13 protein-coding genes and 1 pseudogene are annotated in these 19,297 nt (G+C 66.4%); 9 read left to right on the forward strand and 5 right to left on the reverse strand.

All coding sequences use genetic code 11. The annotated features are described in order from the left end of the window. Positions 1–24 precede the first annotated feature (24 nt). Both ACLV8F_RS21215 and ACLV8F_RS21220 read right to left on the reverse strand, forming a co-directional pair. Positions 25–2,874 carry a circularly permuted type 2 ATP-grasp protein gene (locus tag ACLV8F_RS21215; RefSeq protein ID WP_411886187.1) on the reverse strand — a complete coding sequence of 950 codons (2,850 nt, stop codon included), beginning with the start codon at positions 2,872–2,874 and terminating at the stop codon, positions 25–27. Positions 2,875–3,012: 138 nt separating this feature from the next. Further along, entirely contained in the window at positions 3,013–6,615 is a 3,603-nt protein-coding gene (locus ACLV8F_RS21220) for a DUF2126 domain-containing protein (protein WP_411886188.1), read from the reverse strand. A gap of 295 nt (positions 6,616–6,910) precedes the next feature. Here ACLV8F_RS21220 and ACLV8F_RS21225 point away from each other — a divergent pair, with 295 nt between their 5' ends. From ACLV8F_RS21225 to ACLV8F_RS21265, 9 genes are all read left to right on the forward strand, one after another. Beyond that, positions 6,911–9,376 (forward strand): DNA internalization-related competence protein ComEC/Rec2, encoded by a 2,466-nt coding sequence (locus ACLV8F_RS21225; protein WP_411886197.1) that lies wholly within the window; start codon positions 6,911–6,913, stop codon positions 9,374–9,376. A 91-nt stretch (positions 9,377–9,467) separates the two neighbouring features. After that, positions 9,468–10,964: a circularly permuted type 2 ATP-grasp protein gene (locus ACLV8F_RS21230; RefSeq protein ID WP_411886189.1), complete on the forward strand. Its 1,497-nt coding sequence runs from the start codon at positions 9,468–9,470 to the stop codon at positions 10,962–10,964. A 2-nt stretch (positions 10,965–10,966) separates the two neighbouring features. Then, the gene (locus tag ACLV8F_RS21235; protein ID WP_411886190.1) at positions 10,967–11,128 is read left to right on the forward strand and encodes an alpha-E domain-containing protein; all 162 of its coding nucleotides are present in this window, start codon (positions 10,967–10,969) and stop codon (positions 11,126–11,128) included. A gap of 19 nt (positions 11,129–11,147) precedes the next feature. Continuing rightward, positions 11,148–12,110, forward strand: coding sequence for an alpha-E domain-containing protein (locus ACLV8F_RS21240; protein WP_411880132.1), 963 nt, complete (start codon positions 11,148–11,150; stop codon positions 12,108–12,110). A gap of 244 nt (positions 12,111–12,354) precedes the next feature. Then, positions 12,355–13,173, forward strand: coding sequence for a transglutaminase family protein (locus ACLV8F_RS21245; RefSeq protein WP_411886191.1), 819 nt, complete (start codon positions 12,355–12,357; stop codon positions 13,171–13,173). A gap of 76 nt (positions 13,174–13,249) precedes the next feature. After that, the gene (locus ACLV8F_RS21250) at positions 13,250–13,741 is read left to right on the forward strand and encodes a GNAT family N-acetyltransferase (protein WP_411886198.1); all 492 of its coding nucleotides are present in this window, start codon (positions 13,250–13,252) and stop codon (positions 13,739–13,741) included. Between the two features lie 96 nt (positions 13,742–13,837). Then, positions 13,838–14,377, forward strand: coding sequence for a cysteine hydrolase family protein (locus tag ACLV8F_RS21255; RefSeq protein ID WP_411886192.1), 540 nt, complete (start codon positions 13,838–13,840; stop codon positions 14,375–14,377). Positions 14,378–14,393: 16 nt separating this feature from the next. Beyond that, positions 14,394–14,798 (forward strand): hypothetical protein, encoded by a 405-nt coding sequence (locus tag ACLV8F_RS21260; RefSeq protein ID WP_411886193.1) that lies wholly within the window; start codon positions 14,394–14,396, stop codon positions 14,796–14,798. A 57-nt stretch (positions 14,799–14,855) separates the two neighbouring features. Continuing rightward, complete coding sequence (locus tag ACLV8F_RS21265) at positions 14,856–15,311, forward strand: TIGR02594 family protein (protein ID WP_411886194.1); 456 nt, start codon at positions 14,856–14,858, stop codon at positions 15,309–15,311. A 24-nt stretch (positions 15,312–15,335) separates the two neighbouring features. Here ACLV8F_RS21265 and mltB read toward each other — a convergent pair whose 3' ends face one another. The 3 genes and pseudogenes from mltB to ACLV8F_RS21280 all read right to left on the reverse strand — a co-directional run. Further along, positions 15,336–16,409, reverse strand: coding sequence for a lytic murein transglycosylase B (gene mltB / locus ACLV8F_RS21270; RefSeq protein ID WP_411886195.1), 1,074 nt, complete (start codon positions 16,407–16,409; stop codon positions 15,336–15,338). Between the two features lie 38 nt (positions 16,410–16,447). Then, complete coding sequence (locus tag ACLV8F_RS21275; protein ID WP_411886196.1) at positions 16,448–18,475, reverse strand: transglutaminaseTgpA domain-containing protein; 2,028 nt, start codon at positions 18,473–18,475, stop codon at positions 16,448–16,450. A gap of 575 nt (positions 18,476–19,050) precedes the next feature. Next, positions 19,051–19,297: pseudogene (locus ACLV8F_RS21280) on the reverse strand (hypothetical protein); the annotation flags it as partial.

Consider the following 19,297-nt stretch of genomic DNA (forward strand, 5'->3'; position numbering starts at 1 on the left):
GGGTGACTCCGCTGGACCGGGCGCTCAGGCGCCCAGGCTCTGGCTGCCGGACGCGGCGTGGCTGAAGTAGCGGCGGCTCAGGGTGTCCGACAGCTCCAGCGCGGCGTCGCAGCATTGCTGCAGCAGGTCGACCAGCCGGGCGTCCTGGTCGTCCTGGTAATCGCGGCCTTCTTCGCCTTCTTCTTCCGTATCGCCGTCTTCACGTTCTACGCCGTCGTCATGGTTGCTGCCCGGTGCGCCCGCGCACAGGTCGGCCAGCGCCCAGCTGCCGGGGTCGGGCAGTTCCATGGCAAGGTCGGGCATGTCGCCGGGCGCGCTGCCGGCCAGCTTGGCCAGGCGCCCGCGCAGGGTCTGCACCACCCAGCCCAGCGAGCGCGGGTTGTCGCGGTCCAGTACCAGCAAATCGAGCAGGGCCGGGATGTCGCGGCGCTGCTGGTATTGCGCGTGGAAGGTGATGGTGCTGTCGAACAGCGCCACCATGGCGTTGAAGCCGCCTTCCTCGAAGACCGCGCCGGTGTCAAAACCGCGCACCAGCGCGCCGGCCAGGGTGTTGAGCCGTTCGATGAGGCGTCCCACGCTGAGCAGGCGCCAGCCGTCGTCGCGGGTCATGCGGTCGGTCTGCGCGCCCGTCATGGCCGAGAGGAAACCACTGGCCGATTCGAGCGCGCGCAGCGCCTCGACGGAGGAGTATTCGAGCAGGTACTGGCTGGGAGGGCTGGACGGGGCGGACTGGCCGGATTGGCTCTGGCTTTGCCCGCCCTGGCTTTGTGATTGCGTCTGGCCCACGGCGCTGAACACCGCGCAGCGCTGGAAGAAATCGGCCTCGGTGCGCACGATCATGTGCCACTGCTCCTGCGACAGGCGCTCGCGCACGGCCGAGGCCGCGCTCTTGAGGGCGCGCAGGTTGTAGCCCACGCTGGCGGCCTGCTCGGTGTCGGCCAGGTTGGCGATCAGGGCGCGTTCAAAGACGCGGCGCGCATGCGTGGCCGGCGGCACGGTGTCCAGTACCAGCGCGTTGCCGACCGCCATGCTGGTCAGCCAGGCCAGCAGCGGCTGCGAGCTCTGGTCTTCGCCGCCCAGGCATTGCAGGGTGATCTGCGCCAGGCGTGTGGAGTTTTCGGCGCGCTCGGTGTAGCGGCCTAACCAGAAAAGGTTTTCGGCCGCGCGGCTGGTGACGGGCGGGCGGTGGCGCAGCGGCGCGGTGGCCCAGGCGGGAGCGGGTTGTTCGGCGCGCGGGGCCGTGGCTTTGCTGGCTGTGGAATCGCCCAGCACCCACACGTCGGCGCTGCTGCCGCCGTGCTGCATGGACGACATGTTTTCGTTCTTGCCGGCCAGGCGCGCCAGCCCGCCCGGCAGCACCTGCCAGGAACCCTTGCCATCGGCCACGGCGAACACGCGCAGCATGGCCGAGCGCGGGGAGACTCGCTCACCCTGCCAGGTCGGCGTCTGCGGCAGCGGCAGGTAGGCCTGCACGGTGTAGTCTTCGCCGCGGCGCACGATGCGGCCGGCCCATTCGTCCAGCGCGCGGCGCGACAGCGTGTGGCCTATCACCGACTCCATGCCCGAGCCCGGGTAGGTCGGCTTGATCACGCAGTCCTTGAGCTGGCCCAGCACGTCCTGCAGCACGGCCTGCTCGCCGCACCACCAGGTCGCCAGCGAGGGCAGGGCCAGGGTTTCGCCCAGCAGATGCCGCGACAGCGCGGGCAGGAAACCCAGCAGCGCGCTCGATTCGAGGAAGGCCGAGCCCGGCGTGTTGACCACCAGCACGTTGCCGGCGCGTATGACTTGCAGCAGGCCGGGCACGCCCAGCGTGGAGTCCGAGCGCAGTTCCAGCGGGTCGAGGAATTCGTCGTCCAGGCGCTTGAGCAGCCCGTGCACCCGCTCCAGGCCGCGCAGGGTTTTGAGGTACAGCTTGTCGTCGCGCACCAGCAGGTCGCTGCCCTCGACCAGCGTCAGGCCCAGGAAGCGCGCGAGGTAGGCGTGTTCGAAATAGGTTTCGTTGTAAGGCCCGGGCGTCAACAGCACGACGCGGCTTTCCTCGCTGCCGTCGCCGGGGCTCATGGCCTTGAGGCCGTCGACCAGCGCCTTGTACGAGGCGGCCAGGCGCTCGACCTTCATTTCGCGGAAGGCTTCGGGGAAGAGCAGGGAAATCGTCAACCGGTTTTCCAGCAGGTAGCCCAGGCCGGAGGGTGCCTGCGTGCGCTGCGAGACGACGGACCAGCGGCCGTCGGGGCCGTGGGCGATGTCGAAAGCTGCGATGTGCAGGTAGGTGCCGCCGGCCGGCTGCACGCCCTGCATGCCGCGCAGGTAGCCGGGGTGGGCATGCACCAGCGCGCTGGGCAGCAGGCCCTTGGAGAGCAGCTCCTGCGGGCCGTAGATGTCGGCCATGACGCGGTCCAGCAGGCGGGCGCGCTGCTGGATGCCGGCCTCGATCTGCGCCCAGTCGGCGGCCGAGACCATCATGGGGAAGAGGTCCAGCGCCCAGGGCCGCTGCGGGCCGTTGGCGTCGGCGTAGACGTTGTAGGTCACGCCGTTGTCGCGGATCTGGCGGCGCAGGTTGGCGGTGCGGTGGTTCAGGTCGTAAAAACCGTCGGCGCCCAGGAAGTTGAAAAAGCGCGTCCATTCGGGCGACAGGGGGTCGTCGGCGGAGGCTGGGGCTTCGGGTTGGGCGGGGGCGGTTTCAGGGGAGCTGCCGGCGGCGCGCAGCGCGGGCTGGGCCGGTGCGGGCGTTTCAACCGGGGCGGGGCCTTCGGAGGCGCGGCCGCGCAGCTCGTCGAAATGCCCCGCCGCGGCGGGCGGCGCCAGCGCGGCGGCGAGGGCGCAGGGGGATTCGAGTGCCTGGGCCGCAAAAAGGGACTGGGTGTTATTTTCCACGTGCTGCAAGTATGCCTGCGGCCCAGGGGCGCAAAGCCTCAATAAAGGGCCGATTCCCGGCCGAAAAGCCTATTTATGCCGCATGGGCATGCAAATGTTGCCGCCACAAGACAGGCGGACAGCCTGCCTTGAGGGGGGTTAGCGCAAGTCCAGCGTGAACGGGAACTCCCGGCTTGCCTGCGCCGGCGCCACGCGCATCTTGCCGGGCGTGTGGCCCATGCGGAAAAAGCGCGTGAGGCGGCGGCTTTCGGCCTCATACGAGTTGACCGGCAGTGTGTCGTAGTTGCGCCCGCCCGGGTGGGCCACGTGGTACTGGCAGCCGCCCAGCGAGCGCTCCATCCAGGTATCGACGATGTCGAAGGTCAGCGGCGCATGCACGCCTATCGACGGGTGCAGGGCCGAAGGCGGGTTCCAGGCCTTGTAGCGCACGCCGGCCACGTATTCGCCGACGCGGCCCGTGCTTTGCAGCGGCAAGGCGCGGCCGTTGACGGTGATGACGTAGCGGTTGTCGTTGAGGCCGGTGACGTGCACCTCGATGCGCTCCAGCGACGAATCGACGTAACGCACGGTGCCGCCGGCCGAGCCTTCCTCGCCCATCACATGCCAGGGCTCCAGCGCGCTGCGCAAGGTCAGCTCGATGCTGTTGGATTTGACCTGGCCTATCAGCGGGAAGCGGAACTCGAAGTGCGGCTCGAACCAGGCCATGTCGAAGGGGTAGCCGGCCTCGCGCAGCTCGGTCAGCACGTCCTGGAAATCCATGCGGATGAAGCCGGGCAGCAGGAAGCGGTCGTGCAGCTCGGTGCCCCAGCGCGTGACGCGGCCGTGATAAGGCTTGGCCCAGAAGCGCGCCACCAGCGCGCGCAGCAGCAGTTGCTGGGCGATGCTCATGCGCGCGTGCGGCGGCATTTCAAAGGCGCGCAGCTCCAGCAGGCCCAGGCGGCCGGTGGTGGAGTCGGGCGAGTACATCTTGTCGATGCAGAACTCGCTGCGGTGCGTGTTGCCGGTGACGTCGACCAGGATGTTGCGCAGCGTGCGGTCCACCAGCCAGGGCGGCATTTCGGCGCCGTATTTCTTGCGGTTGTTCTCGATCTCGCGCAGCGCGATTTCGAGCTCGTAGAGCTGGTCGTTGCGGGCCTCGTCCACACGCGGCGCCTGGCTGGTCGGGCCTATGAACATGCCCGAGAACAAATAGCTCAACGACGGGTGGTTGTGCCAGTAGGCGATCAGGCTGGCCAGCACCTCCGGCTTGCGCAGGAAGGGGCTGTCGGCCGGCGTCGCGCCGCCCAGCACGAAGTGGTTGCCGCCGCCGGTGCCGGTATGGCGGCCGTCGGTCATGAACTTCTCGGCCGACAGGCGCGTTTCGTGGGCGATCTTGTAGAGGAACTCGGTGTGTTCCACCAGCTCGCCCCAGTTGTAGGCCGGGTGGATGTTGACCTCGATGACACCCGGATCCGGCGTGACCTGCAGCATTTTCAGGCGCGGGTCGCGCGGCGGCGGGTAGCCTTCGAGCACGATGCTCACGCCCAGCGACTGGGCCGTGGCTTCGACGGCGGCCAGCAGGTCGAGGTAGTCTTCGAGGCGCTCCATGGGCGGCATGAAGACGTAGATCGCGCCGGTTTCGCCGCGGCCCGATTTGTTGGCCTTGCTGTCGGGGTCGGCCTTGGGTTTGTCTTTTTCCTTGGGGCCGTTGGCGCGCGAAGGGTCGCGCACCTCGACGCAGAGCGCGGTGCGCGTGAGCCAGGCGGCCGATTCAAAGGGCTTGGGCGCGCGGTCGTCGGTGGGGGGCTCAGCGGCTGGCGCACCGGCGGGTTTGCCGTCCGCACCGGTGCCGTTGTTGCCCAGCGGGCGGAACTGCAGGATGCGGCTGGCCTGCGTCAGCGCGGTGTTGCCGCTCATGTAACGCGCCATGTACTGCGCCAGCGAACCGGCGCTGCCGCCTGCCGAAGGGGCTGCCGGTGTGGCGCCGCGGGCCGCGCTGAAGCTGCCGTTGTAGCGCGCGGCCATTGCCGAGGCGGCCGGCAGGTCCTGCCGCGGCGCGAAGGGGTCGGACTCGATCATGTAGGGGTAGTCGGTCTTGGACACCCAGGGCACGGAATCGAGCGGCAGACGGTAGCCCATGGGCGAGTCGCCCGGCATCAGGTACATGCGCTCTTCGCGGAAGAACCAGGGGCCGGTGGTCCATTTCGGGCCGGCCAGCGCTGGCGAGGCACCGGCGTTTCGCTGCTTGAGCTGCTCCTTGGTCTGCAGCGGCAGCACGTAGCCGACGACCGAATCCAGGCCCTGCATGAAGACGCGGCGCAGGCGCTCGCGCTCCATGGCGTCGTCCAGTTTCGAATCAAACGGGTCGACGTTGACCGGCAGCCGGCGCTCGCGCCACAGGTAGTACCAGGTGTCTTCATAACCCGGCGTGATGTAGGTCGTGGCCAGGCCCAGCTTGCCCGCCAGCGTCTGCACAAAACGCTGCGCGTCGGCGCTGGTGTAGTTGCAGGGCTGGCGCTCGTCGGCGAAGAGGGCCGGGTTCTGCCAGATCGGCTGGCCGTCCTTGCGCCAGAAGATGCTGAGCGCCCAGCGCGGCAACTGTTCGCCCGGGTACCACTTGCCCTGGCCGAAATGCAGGAAGCCGCCTTCGCCGTATTCGGCGCGCAGCTTCTGCACGAGCTCGGTCGCGTAGCCGCGCTTGGTCGGGCCCAGCGCGTCGATGTTCCATTCGGCCGCGTCGCGGTCGGTGGTGGCCACAAAGGTCGGTTCGCCGCCCATGGTCAGGCGCACGTCGCCGGCGGCCAGGTCCTTGTCGACCTTCTCGCCCAGCGCCAGCACCTCCTGCCATTGCTCCTCGGTATAGGGCTTGGTCACGCGCGGCGACTCGTAAATGCGCTGCACCGCCATGTGGTGCTCGAACTCGACTTCTGACTTGTCGACGCCGCCTTCGACAGGCGCGGCGCTCGAAGGCTCGGGCGTGCAGGCCAGCGGGATGTGGCCTTCGCCCGCCATCAGGCCCGAGGTCGGGTCCAGCCCCACCCAGCCGGCGCCGGGCAAAAACACCTCGCACCAGGCGTGCAGGTCGGTGAAGTCGGTTTCGGCGCCGCTGGGGCCGTCTATCGATTTGACGTCGGCCTTGAGCTGGATCAGGTAGCCCGAGACAAAACGCGCGGCCAGGCCCATGTGGCGCAGCAGCTGCACCAGCAGCCAGCCGGTGTCGCGGCAGGAGCCGCAGGCCAGTCTCAAGGTTTCTTCGGGCGTCTGCACGCCGGGCTCCATGCGGATGGAGTACTGGATGTCCGACCGCAGGCCCTGGTTCAGGCCCACCAGGAAGTCGATGGTGCGCTTGGGTGTGCGGTCGATTTTGTCGAGGTAGCGCTTGAGCAGCGGCGTGGCCGGCTGGGTCGCCAGGTAGGGCGCCAGTTCGCGGGCCTGCAGCGCGTTGTAGGTGAAGGGGAACTCCTCGGCGGCCGGTTCCAGGAAGAAGTCAAAGGGGTTGAACACCGCCATTTCGACGACCAGGTCCACCGTGACCTTGAACTCGCGCGTCGGCTCGGGAAACACCAGGCGGGCCTGGTAGTTGGCAAACGGGTCCTGCTGCCAGTTGATGAAATGCCCGGCGGGCTCAACCCTGAGGGAATAGGACAGCACCTGCGTGCGGCTGTGCGGCGCGGGCCGCAGGCGGACCACCTGGGGGCCGAGTTTCACCAGCCGGTCGTACTTGTAATGGGTGATGTGGCTCAGGGCGACGTGGATGGACAAGGCAACCTCGCTTAAAAAAATAACAGGGAGCGCGCGGCACCGGAAATGGCTCCAGCGCCAGACCGGCACATCACGCGGTCTTCAGAACACGATGTGGACAGCTTACCCGGATTTGACGGTGTTTCTGAAAGCAAGAGCTGCGCCATATGCAGAGTTTGCATGGCGCGCCGTCGGCTCTTTGTGTCGCGCTCCCGTTAAACAGCTTCTTATAAAACCAAAAAAAGAAGGGGAGGCGGCTTTGGCGCCAGCTGTATCACGAGGGGCGCGGCGACAAGCCGCAAGCCCCGGGCCTGTTCTGGCCGGTTTCATCGCGGGCATCGCCCTGCAATTGCAGCAGCCCGCCTTGTGGCTGCAACAGGTTTATGCCGCGTGTGCCTTGCTGGCTTGCGTGGCCGCGTGGCTTTTTTGGCGCTTTGGCAGGCGTGCGGCCGGGGTTTCGTGGGCCAGGGCGATGCTGGCGTTCGGCTTGGCGGTGCTGCTGGGTTTTGGCTCGGCCGGCTGGCGGGCAGGGGCTTTTCAGGCCGGCGCCTTGGACCCGGCCCTGGAAGGCCGCGACATCGAGGTCACGGGCAGCGTGCTGGCCATGCCGCAACAGGCAGAAGACGGCCTGCGCTTTCGCCTCGGTATCGACTCCGCCCGCCTGGACGGCCGCGCGGTGACCTTGCCGCCGCATATCCTGCTGGGCTGGTATTCGGGCTTTGCCGGGCGCGAGCCTCGCGCCCAAGCCCTGGATGCCGACCCCTTTGAGGCTGCGCTGGCCTTGCAGCGCCAGCCGCAACCCCTGCGCGCCGGGGAGCGCTGGCGCATGACGGTGCGGCTCAAGGCGCCGCATGGCAACAGCAACCCGCACGGTTTTGACTACGAGCTGTGGTTGTGGGAGCAGGGCATACAGGCCACCGGCTATGTGCGCGCGGGCGCCAGTGACGCACCGCCCACCAAGCTTTCCAGCAGCTGGCGGCACCCGATTGAGCAGGCCCGGCAATCGGTGCGCGACGCGATTTTTGAGCGCGTGAGTGACCGCCAGTGGGCCGGTGTGATTGCCGCGCTGGTGGTCGGCGATCAGAACGCCATCGAGCGCGCCGATTGGGATGTCTTTCGCGCCACCGGCGTCGCGCATCTGATGAGCATTTCGGGCCTCCATATAACGATGTTTGCCTGGGTGGCCTCGCTGCTGATCAGCGGCCTCTGGCGGCGTTCCGCGCGCCTCACGCCCAGCTTGTGCCTGGCGTTGCCGGCCGTCGGCGCGGGCGCGCTGGGCGGGCTGTTGCTGGCGACACTGTATGCGCTGTTTTCAGGCTGGGGCGTGCCCGCGCAGCGAACCATCTGGATGCTGGCCACGGTGGTCCTGCTGCGCCAGGGCGGCCGGCAGTGGCCCTGGGCGCAGACCTGGCTGCTGGCCATGGCCGTGGTGGTGGCCATTGACCCTTGGGCCTTGATGCAGGCTGGTTTCTGGCTGTCTTTCGTGGCGGTGGGCGTCCTGTTTGCGACGGATGCCGGCGCCTCCGACGCCCGTGGCGCCGAAGAACCGGTGGCGCACGGGTGGCGGCGGCACGCGCCGCGCTGGCTGGCCGGCCTGGCCCGCGCCGCGCGCGAGCAATGGGTGGTCACGCTGGCACTCACGCCCTTGTCGCTGCTGCTGTTCAACCAGGTCTCGCTGGTCGGCCTGCTGGCCAATGCCGTGGCCATTCCGGCCGTGACCCTGCTGATCACGCCGCTGGCCTTGCTGGGTGTGCTGTGGGCGCCGGCCTGGCAAGCCACGGCGGGCTGCGTCAGCATGCTGGCCTTGTTCCTGCAGTGGCTGGCAAGCTGGCCTTTCGCCTCCATCAGCGTGGCCGCGGCGCCGTTGTGGTGTGCCGTTGCTGGCGTGGCGGGCGGCGCTTTGCTGGCGACGCGCCTGCCCTGGCATTGGCGCGCGCTGGGCATCCCGCTGCTGCTGCCCGTGCTGCTGTGGCAGCCGCCGCGGGTCGCGCACGGGCAGTTCGAGCTGCTGGCGGCCGACATCGGCCAGGGCAATGCGGTGCTGGTGCGCACCGCCGGCCACAGCCTGCTTTACGACGCCGGCCCGCGCTTTTCGCGCGAAAGCGATGCGGGCCACCGCGTGCTGGTGCCGCTGCTGCGCGCACTCGGCGAGCGGCTGGACATCCTCATGGTCAGCCACCGCGACATCGACCACATAGGCGGGGCGGCCGCCGTGCTGGCCATGCAGCCCGGCGCCCGTTTCCTCAGTTCGATTGAAGACACGCACCCGCTGCAGGCCCTGCGCAAGGTTGAGCGCTGTATGGCCGGCCAGCGCTGGGAATGGGATGGCGTGCGGTTTGAGGTGCTGCACCCGGCCGCCGGGGCCTATGACGCGCTTGCCAAGCCCAATGCCATGAGCTGCGTGCTGCGCATCTCCACGGGCAGCCGCACGGCCCTGCTGGTGGGCGACATTGAAGCGCCGCAGGAACTGGCCCTGGCCACCAGCGACCCGGCCCGCCTCAAAGCCGACTTCCTGCTGGTGCCCCACCACGGCAGCAAGACCTCGTCGACCACGACCTTTCTCGACGCCGTGCAGCCGCAATGGGCCGTGGCGCAGGCCGGCTACCGCAACCGCTTCGGCCACCCGGCTGAAGCGGTTGCGGCGCGCTATGAGGCGCGCGGCATACACCTCGTGAAATCTCCACCCTGCGGGGCGGCAATGTGGGACAGCCAGAATCCTGATGCCCTGCGCTGCCAGCGGGAAGAGGGCAAACGTTACTGGCATCATGTGCCCGTACGTTAAAAATAAGGAAGTGACGCGTCGTCTTGGCGCATAACTTGCTAAGCTACGTCAAAACAATTGCCCTGCGCAAAACTTGCTGGAGATCAAGCCAATGAGCCGACCGATGTTTGACGAAATGAATGCCACGGGATCCAGCGTCCGTGAGCACTACCAGGGTTACCAGCGATGGCTGGCCAAGCAGTCCGACGCCGTCATGGAGGCGCGCCGCGCCGAAGCCGAGATGATTTTCCGCCGCGTCGGCATCACCTTTGCCGTGTACGGCGCCAAGGACGAGGACGGCGCCGGCACCGAGCGCCTGATCCCGTTTGACCTGATCCCGCGCATCATCCCCGCCCACGAGTGGGCCAGCATGGAAAAAGGCCTGGTCCAGCGCGTCACGGCGCTGAACCGCTTCATCCACGACGTCTACCACGGCCAGGAAATCATCAAGGCCGGCGTTGTGCCGTCCGAGCAGATCTTCCAGAACGCGCAGTTCCGCCCCGAGATGATGGGCGTGGACGTTCCCGGCAACATCTATTCGCATATCAGCGGCATCGACATCGTGCGCGCGCCCAATGCCCAGGGCGAGGGCGAGTACTACGTGCTGGAAGACAACCTGCGCGTGCCCAGCGGCGTGAGCTACATGCTGGAAGACCGCAAGATGATGATGCGGCTCTTCCCCGAGCTCTTCAGCGAAAACCGCGTCGCGCCCGTCGCCCACTACCCCGACCTGCTGCTGGAAACCCTGCGCGGCATGGCGCCGCCCGCCACGGCCGAGCCCACGGTGGTGGTGCTCACGCCCGGCATGTACAACTCGGCCTATTTCGAGCATGCCTTCCTCGCGCAGCAGATGGGCGTGGAACTGGTCGAAGGCCAGGACCTCTTCGTCAAGGACAACTTCGTCTACATGCGCACCACGCGCGGCCCCAAGCGCGTCGACGTGATCTACCGCCGGGTCGACGACGACTTCCTGGACCCGCTGGCCTTCCGCCCCAACTCCACCCTGGGCTGCGCGGGCCTGCTCAACGTCTACCGCAGCGGCAACGTCTCGCTGTGCAATGCCATTGGCACCGGCGTGGCCGACGACAAGTCCATCTACCCCTACGTGCCCAAGATGATCGAGTTCTACCTCGGCGAAAAACCCATCCTCAAGAACGTGCCTACCTACATGTGCCGCAACAACGAGGACCTGCAGTACACGCTGGCCAACCTCAAGGACCTGGTCGTCAAGGAAGTGCACGGGGCGGGCGGCTACGGCATGCTGGTCGGCCCCGCCGCCACCAAGGCCGAGATCGAGGAGTTCCGCGCCGCGCTGCTAGCCAATCCCTCGGGCTACATCGCCCAGCCCACGCTCAGCCTTTCCACCTGCCCGACCTACGTCGAAAGCGGCATTGCGCCGCGCCACATCGACTTGCGGCCCTTCGTGCTGAGCGGCAAGGAAGTGCAGATGGTGCCCGGCGGCCTCACGCGCGTGGCGCTGAAAGACGGCTCGCTGGTGGTCAACTCCTCGCAAGGCGGCGGCACCAAGGACACCTGGATCCTGGAAGGCCCGTCGTCGCCCGTGGCGTCGCAGTCTCAATCGCAGTCGCAGACCCAAGGAGGGAAATAATCATGTTGTCTCGTACTGCCGATCACCTCTTCTGGATGTCGCGTTACACCGAGCGTGCCGGCGACATGCCGCAGGCATTCGCGGGGATGACTCATCAATTGCGCGAAGCGCTTGTGATGTCATCATCAAAACACGCAAAGCGCGCCAGCGCTTTCGGTGTTTGAGGCTTAGGAAGGAGAAAAAATGTTATCTCGCACTGCTGATCACCTTTTCTGGATGTCGCGCTACACGGAACGTGCCGAAAACACCGCACGCATGCTCGACGTCAACTACCAGACTTCGCTGCTGCCGCAGTCGGCTGCCGTCGTGCAGGGCGGCTGGCAAAGCCTGCTGAGCATCAGCGAACTCAAGCCCTCCTACACGGCCAAATACGGCGACACCGTCAATCCGCGCGAAGTCATGGACTTCATGGTGCGCGACGAGCAGAACTCCTCCAGCATCGTCTCCTGCCTGCAGAACGCCCGTGAAAACGCCCGCGCCGTGCGCGGCACGCTGACCACCGAAGTCTGGGAAACCCAGAACCAGACCTATCTTGAAGTCATCCGCATGCTGCGCAACGGCGACTTCGAGCGCGACCCCGGCCAGTTTTTTGAATGGGTCAAGTTCCGCTCGCACCTGTCGCGCGGCGTTACGGCCGGCACCATGCTGCAGGACGAGGCCTTCCACTTCCTGCGCCTGGGCACCTTCCTGGAACGCGCCGACAACACCGCCCGCCTGGTCGACGTGAAATTCCACGCGGTGCAAAACGACTTCATCGGCACCGACGGCGAGAAGGACCAGGAGTACGATTTTTACCACTGGAGCGCGATCCTGCGCAGCGTCTCGGGCTTCGAGGTCTACCGCAAGGTCTACCGCGACGTCATCAAGCCCGAGCGCGTGGCCGAGCTGCTGATCCTGCGGCCCGACATGCCGCGCTCGCTGCTGGCCTGCCTGAACGAGCTCATGAGCAACCTCGCCATGGTGACCAGCGACACCGCCAGCGAAACCCAGCGCCGCGCCGGCAAGCTGCGCGCCGACCTGCAGTACGCCCGCATCGACGAAATCCTCGCCACCGGCCTGCATGCCTTCCTGACCCAGTTCCTGGACCGCGTCAACGAGATAGGCGCGCACATCAGCCGCGAATTTCTTGTGCCGGCGACACATTGAGCCCCCACGTTCGCTCGCTGCGCGTAGCTCTCGAGGCCTTGCAGGCCGCGGCTCGCGAGACGCTTCGCCCCTGTCGCCCGTCCAAGCCTGCGCAGGCAGGCTTGGAGCCGCGGGCTCCAGCCCCTAGTGGGCGCTGCGCCTGCGGCCCGGCAAAGCCGGTTCCGCGGCCCCTGCTGGCGAAAACCTCTCTCTCGGCGACGCTGCAGCGCGGCCGCGGTGCGTCCGATTCAGTATTTGCTCGAGCATGAAACTGCACGTCCGGCACATCACTGACTACCGGTATACGGAGCCCCTGCGCTACGCGCTGCAAACGCTGTGGCTCACGCCGCAGTCCGGCCCGGCGCAGACGGTGCATTACTGGAGCCTGGGCGCGCCCGAAAAGCTGTTCACCCAGCGCGACGCCTTCGGCAACACCATCAGCTCCTACACCTTCGTCGGCAGCGATGCCAACAACGTGCGCTGGAGCCTGGTCAACGCGGCCGGCGACGTCGAAACTTTCGGCGTGGCCGAGTTCAACGACCCGGAAACCCTGCCGCATCCGTATTTCTTTTTGCGCGCCACGCACCTGGCCGAACCGCACTTTGAACTCGCGGAATTCGGCCGGCGTTTTATCCCGCAAAGCGTGGACGGCACCGCCAGCCTGCAGGCCTTGCTGGCCCTGAGCCAAGGTGTGGCCGACGCGGTGAGCTACCGCAAGAACAGCACCAGCGTGACCACCACCGCGCTTGAAGCCTTCAAATCCGGCGCAGGCGTCTGCCAGGACCAGGCCCATGTGATGGTCGCCATCTGCCGCAGCCTGGGTTACCCGGCGCGCTACGTCAGCGGCTACTTTTACGCCGCCAACGAACCCGACCTCGCCAGCCACGCCTGGTGCGACGTCTGCCTGGACGTCGCCACGCGCCGCTGGGTCAGCATAGACGTCACCCACCACTGCCTGATCGACGAGCGCCACGTGCGCCTGGCCATGGGCACCGACTACAACGCCTGCCCGCCCATCAAGGGCGTGCGCCAGGGCGGCGGGGAAGAGTCCATGACGGTGGAGATCACGATTCAGCCGGTGTGAGTTGATGGAGGCTAAGTGCTACGGGTGATCGCTTTCCCGTCCTGCACATCCTTGCAACATGAAGTACGCTTCCGCCATGTCCGAAATCAAGCCCGCGAAATTTCCCGACGACCTTGAGCACGTCATCGCCATCCTTCGAGAGTACGTCGCCAGTCCCAGCGTGAGCCTTGCCTTCCAGAATTACGAGGCGGAATTCGCCGCCTTGCCGGGAAAGTACGCCGCACCCGACGGCCGCCTGCTTCTCGCATGGAAAGGGCCGGCTGTCGTCGGGTGTGCCGCGCTTCGACGCGTTGACGCAAGCACCTGTGAAATGAAGCGCGTTTACGTGCGGCCGGATGCGAGAGGCGAAAGCCTTGGCCGGCGGCTCATCGAACGCATCCTCGATGAAGCGCGGGCCGCGGGCTACTCCCGCATCTGCCTCGATGTCCTGCCTGAGTTCTCTGCCGCACAGCGCATCTACGAGTCCCTGGGTTTTCAAGCTTCGGCGCCTGTCACCTTCAACCCCGTTCCCGGCACCAAATACCTGGCGCTTGAACTCTCCCCGTCACGGCGTGCGGATGCGGCCTGAGCCATCCGTCGAATGGACATTTCACAGCCGGCTCCGCTGTCTGTGGAACGCCGCTCATGTCAATCCTCAGGCTGTCGAGAATAGACGCCAATTTCCATGACAACAGCCCTGCTTGTTATCGACGTTCAAAAGGCCCTCTGCTCTGGTGACGGTGCGGCCTTTGAAAGCCGGCGCGTCATCGACAGGATCAACGCCGTGTCCGCCAAGGCCCGGGCCGCGGGCGCTCCCGTGTTTCTGATCCAGCACGAGTCGCCGGACGGTCCGCTCGCGCACGGAACCGAAGGTTGGAAACTCGCCGACGGCCTGGATGCCCGGCCGGGCGATGTCTACCTGCGCAAGAAGGCGACCGACTCGTTCCACAACACCGAACTGCAGGCCCTGTTGCAGCAACATGCTGTCAAGGCACTGGTCATCTGCGGCCTGCAAAGCGATTTCTGCGTCGACACCACCACCCGGCGGGCACTGGCGCTCGGCTATCCGGTCACGCTGGTTTCGGACGGCCATTCCACGGTAGACAACGGAATCCTCACCGCCGCGCAGATATCGGCCCACCACACGGCAACGCTGGCAAACATCATGAGCTTTGGGCCAAGAGTGACCCCGCAGCTTGCGAGCGAAATTCAGTTCACGGTTTGAACCTGGTGTGACTTCCATGCAGCACGCACTCTGGATACGCCACATTTTCTTTACAGTTCTCTTTGCCTGCCTGTGCGCTGCCGGCAATGCGGCGCCAAGGTGTGATGAGCCGGCTCTGCATGCGGCCGGATATGCGCACTCCATCAAATCGATTGAGCGCTTGCCTGAGTGGGCGGCATGGACCCGCTCCCACTCATTTCCCGTAACTTATGGCCAGTCCGTGGACAGGCAGGTGCTTATGCACGGGCGCTGCTATTGGTCGGTCTCGGTGTATGCCAACCGGCCGGAGCGCCTGGAGCTTTGGCGCGTCTTTTATGTGAACCTCTCCGGCAAGCGCGTGCTGGTTCAGGATACCGTGTCGGGCGATGCGATATCCCTGCAAACATGGCGCGCCAAGGGGGCAGGGCGTGTATATCCATGAGATGCTTTGCCGCCTGCTGAACAGGATCGTTCCACCCGCTCTCCTCCAAATCCATTGATGTCCAATCTTCAAGCCCCCACGCCGCAAGCACCCTGGATGCCCATCGCCCTCGCCGAAGCCGGCGTCCGCACATTCCCCTTGGGCCAGAGCAACCCCCGGGTCACCGAATACCATGCGCTCACCAACATCGCCGGCTATGACGACAAGGCCTCGTGGTGCTCTTCCTTCGTGAATTGGACTTTGGCCCAGGCCGGCATTCCCGGCACCGGGTCCGCACTCGCGCGCTCGTGGCTGGAGTGGGGTGAGCCATTGGATGCTCCTGTGCCCGGCTGTATCGCCGTGCTGTCGCGCGAAGACCCCGCCGGCTGGAAAGGCCACGTAGGGTTTTTCCTTCGGGCGGACGAAGAGTTTGTGTATTTGTGGAGCGGCAACCAGTTGGATGAAGTGCGTGAGCATTTTTATCCTCTGGCAGCGGTGCTGGGCTACCGCTGGCCTTCGCAACAGACGGCTTGACCTCGCGCCCGCAGGCGAGGTGGCTTACCTCACGCGCGCCGCCACTTCCCGTCCCAGCTCAATCACCGCCATCGCGTAATAGCTGCTCCAGTTGTAGCGTGTGATGGCATAAAAGTTTTCGGTGCCGGCGACGTACTGCGGCGCGTCCTGGCCGTTGAGCAGTTCGATGAGGGCGAGCGGGCCCTGGTGCTGCAGGCCCGGGCCTTCGAGCACCGCGCCCTTGCCGGTGAAGCTGGCGACGCTGAAAGTCGGCAGGATGTCGGGCGCCATCAGCGCGTCCATATCGAGGCGGCTTTTGTCGAAGCTGACCAGGTAGTGCGTGGGCATGCCGGGCTGCCAGTTGAAGGCCTTGAAATAACTCGCGACGGAGCCGATCACGTCGGCGTTGCTGTTCCAGAGGTCTATCGTGCCGTCGCCGTCAAAGTCGACGGCGTACTTGACCCAGCTGGAGGGCATGAACTGCGGCATGCCCATGGCGCCGGCAAAGCTGCCGCGGGCATCAAACGGGTTGGCTTCGAGGCGGCTTTGCAGGGTCAGGAACTGTTCGATCTCGCCCTTGAAGAATTCGCTGCGCTCTTTGGCGCGCGGGTGGTTGGCGGGGAAGTCGAAGGCCAGGGTGGTGAGGGCGTCCATCACACGGAAGCTGCCGGTGTCGCGGCCGTAGATGGTTTCGACGCCTATGATGCCGACGATGATCTCGGCGGGAACGCCGTATTCTTTTTCGGCGCGCTCCAGGGTCTGCTGGTTCTCCAGCCAGAAACGGCGGCCGGCCTCGATGCGCACCGGGTCGATGAAGCGGCTGCGGTAGACGCGCCAGTTCTTGACGAAGGCCTTGGTGGGCGGCTGCATGAGGCGCACGACGGTGGCGTTGTAGCGCGAATGGCCGATGGCGTCGCGCACCCAGTCGGGGTTGAGGTCGCGGCGCGCGGCCATGTCGTCGGCGAACTGCATGGCCTCGGGGCGTGTCGAATACAGCGGGCCCTGCGCCTGCGCGGATGCCGCCACTTTTTTCTTGACGGGCCTGGCGTCAGCGGCCCAGGCGGAGCAGGCCAGCGCGGCTGTCAAAAAAAGGGTGAATCCGTAACGGTGAAGGGGCATGGCGCGGTGCGATCGGTGAGGGTGGGGCTGGCCCGATTTTAGGCGGGCCATGCCAGCCGCTTGAATTCTTCGCGGAGGGCGCGAAGCTGGGGCGGTGTTTTGCCGCCGGCGGCCGGCGCCGCGGCATAGCGCTGCTGTTCCAGGCGCAGCAGCCAGTCCGAGAGCATGCGGCCGGCGCTGCCTTCCTGCCTGCCGTAGCGGCCGGCCACTTCCAGCGCCAGCTGGCGCGGCGAGGTGGCGGGCGTGCTGGCGATGCCGGCTTTGTCCAGCCGCTTGCGCGCGCGGGCCAGCAGGCGCACCCAGGGGTCGTGCTGCGCGCGGTCCCACAAGGTCCAGCCGGCGCCCAGCAGGGCGGCCAGCACGATGATGGCGATCAGCACGTAGCTCAGGTCTTCCCAGCTGGGCGATTCGAAGCCGATGTTTTTGAGCAGCTCAAGCTGCTTGCCCTGGGTGTAGTTGAGCACCCACTGGTTCCAGTTGTTGTTGGCGGCTTCCCAGAACAGGCGCAACTGGGTCATGAGCGTCGGGCTGAACGCGCTCAAGGCCTGCGCGACCGCGCCCTGCGGCACCACCAGCCGTTCAAACTCGCCGATGCGCGCGGGGGCGACCACCGAGGTCGGGTCCACCCGCACCCAGCCGCGGCCGGACTGCCAGACCTCGGCCCAGGCATGGGCGCTGCTTTGGCGCACCACCCAGAAGCCGTCGACGCTGTTGAGTTCGCCGCCCTGGTAGCCGGTGACGATGCGGGCGGGGATGTCCATGGCGCGCATCAGGATGACGAAGGCCGAGGCGATGTGTTCACAAAAGCCCTGCTTGCGGTCAAACCAGAATTCATCGGCCGTGTGCTGGCCGTAAACGCCGGGCTCCAGCGTGTAGGTGTAGCCGCCCTCGCGCAGGCGGTCCAGCACCACCTCGACCAGCCGGGCGGTGTCGGCGCCCCTCAAGTTCGGGTCGCCGCGGATGTCGCGGGCCAGCGCCAGGGTGCGGGGGTTGAAGCCGGGCGGCAGGTCGCGGAACTCCTGGAGGCCGGGCACGGATTGCAGCGGGCCGTGCTGGAAGGCGGGGTAGCTCTGGGCCTTGTAGCGCACCAGGTCGGTGAAAGGGCGGTTGGCCAGCCACTGCAGGTCGGGCTGCATCGCGCTTTGGTAGCCCGAGGGCAGCACCGGGCTTTGCGCCGCCGCTTCCATGACGAACACCCAGGGCCGGTTGGTGGGCTCCAGCGTGACTTCGTAGTTGAGGGGTTCGCCCGAGACGGCAAGGCTGGCCGTCACGCCGTAGCGTACGGCGGTGTTCAGACGCGACGGGCGCCACTCGATGCCGTCGAAGCTGGACAGCACCGGGCCGCGAAAATACATGTCCTGCTTGCGCGGCGGCGCGCCGTCAAACTTGATGCGCAGGGCCACGCTTTCGTCCAGCGCCAGCTTGGCGATGGTGCCCACCTGCATGCTGGCGCTCAGGCCGCTGCGCCCGGTCATGGCGTCGCTGGGCACGCCCCACAAGGGCGCCAGCCGCGGAAACAGCAGGAACAGCACCAGCATGATGGGCATGCCCAGCAAGGCCATCCAGCCGGCGGTTTTGGCCGCCTGCGCCAGCGGCGGCTTGCCGACCGGCATGTGCGCATTGACCAGCACCGTCAGCAGGCCCAGCAGGCCCAGCAGCATGCTGAAGGCGACCAGCAGGGACTGCGAATAAAAGAAGTTGCTCAGCATGCAAAAGAAGCCGAGGAAGAACACCACAAAGGCGTCGCGTCGCGCGCGCAGTTCCAGCGTCTTGAGCGTCAGCAGCACCACCAGCATGGTCACGCCCGCGTCGCGCCCCAGCAGCGTGCGGTGCGTGAGCCAGGTGGCGGCCATGGTCAGGGCCAGCAGCAACAGCAGCCAGCGCTTGCCCGGCAGCGGCTTGCCTTGCACCGCCAGCCAGCCGCGCCAGAGCAGCACGGCGGCTGCCAGCGCGCTGCACCAGAGGGGGAGTTCGTTGACCTGCGGTAGCAGGACCCAGGCTATGACCAGTAGCAGGAACAGCGTGTCTCGGGCGTCGCGGGGCAGGGCGGTGAGGCGGCTCAGCATGATTTCTCCTGCTGGCCGCCTTGGCTGTTGGGTGTTCTTGCTGCTGGGTTTTCTGCTGAAGGCGGCTGGCCGGGGTTGCCCGGCGGCAACTCACTTTTCTTTGCTTCGCCAAAGAAAAGTAAGCAAAAGAAAGGCGACCCTGGCTCCTGCGTCCCCTGCGCTTCGCTCCGGGGCAACCTGCGGTGCTCGGTCCAGCCGGGGTCAAAAACAACTCGCCTTCGGCTCAAACAAGTTTTTGCCCTGATCCGTCTGGCCCTGCGCTCCTCGGCGCATCCACAAGGGGTGGGGACAGGAATACCGAACAGCCAAAAGCCGCAGACAGAAACCCGTATTTGTCTTCCTTCTTGTCCCCTCTCCCGCTGGGAGAGGGCTAGGGTGAGGGCCAGCAGCCTTCGCATCCGCAGCTACACGTCAACCGCCGACGGCCCCTCACCCCTGCCCTCTCCCAGAGGGAGAGGGAGTAAATTCATGGCCACCGCATCGCGGTCTGCTCTTGCTCTGCCCCTTTTTTTTGTCCCCGCTCCCGATCCCGATTGCCCCTTGTGGATGCGCCGAGGAGCGCAGGTTCAGGCGGATCAGGGATCGCGATTGTCTGAGCGAAGCGAGTTCGAGCGAGACCCCGCCTGAACCGAGCACCACAGGTTGCCCGCAGCGAAGCGGAGGGACGCAGCAACCAGGGTCGCCTTTTCTTTGGTGACTTTGGTGTTCGCGTAACTTCGCTGCGCGAAGTGAGCGAACCCCGCGCGCGCAGCGCGCCTTTTGGCGAACAAAAGAAAACCCGCTTTGCGGGTTTCGCCAAAGTTACTGGCCGCCGGGCCACTC

It is taken from the genome of Polaromonas sp. YR568 (genome assembly GCF_943369675.1).
Classification (GTDB): domain Bacteria; phylum Pseudomonadota; class Gammaproteobacteria; order Burkholderiales; family Burkholderiaceae_C; genus Polaromonas.